Here is a 608-nt window from a genome sequence, read left to right as displayed (position 1 = left end):
CTATCATATAAGAACCATTAGCGAATTTCTCAAAGTCACTAGCAATATACAATATCCCCCACTCTCTATGGTCAATTTAGTTTATGGAGGGCAAAGCTGTATATTGAAATAAGTGGATTTTTTATAAGATTTATAGTACTTTGTGATAGAGAAATATTTCTTAAAAAATTAATACTTAATCTAGTCAGTCATTTCTATTGACACCAATGTATACAAAAGTTCTAAATTTATAAATTGTAATAGATTTAATTCCCAATAGCATTTGAAATATACATGTACAGTTTAGAAAAAATATAGAAAGAGTAGGGCTTCTTGCTATTTTAGATATGTTCTAAGTTTTTACTCCGGGTACTAATGATACGTGAAAGCCTTAGTTACCAACAGGAATTAGATAATGTTGCCCGACGATATCTTTCATACATATATATATTTCCGAAGTGCTTTTCTTTAATAGTAATTCTTTATAGTAGAAAACTAGCTTATAAAAAGGTATTTAAATAAAATCATAAAACTGTTGCTACTATCACAAATCAAGCATATTTTACTTGTATTTCCAAGTTATTTGCTGATTTATAAAATAAATTTAGTAAACAGCTTTGCCAGACAAC

It is taken from the genome of Anaerocolumna sp., assembly GCF_032079385.1.
Lineage (GTDB): Bacteria > Bacillota > Clostridia > Lachnospirales > Lachnospiraceae > Anaerocolumna.
Note: the sequence above shows the minus strand (reverse complement) of the source record.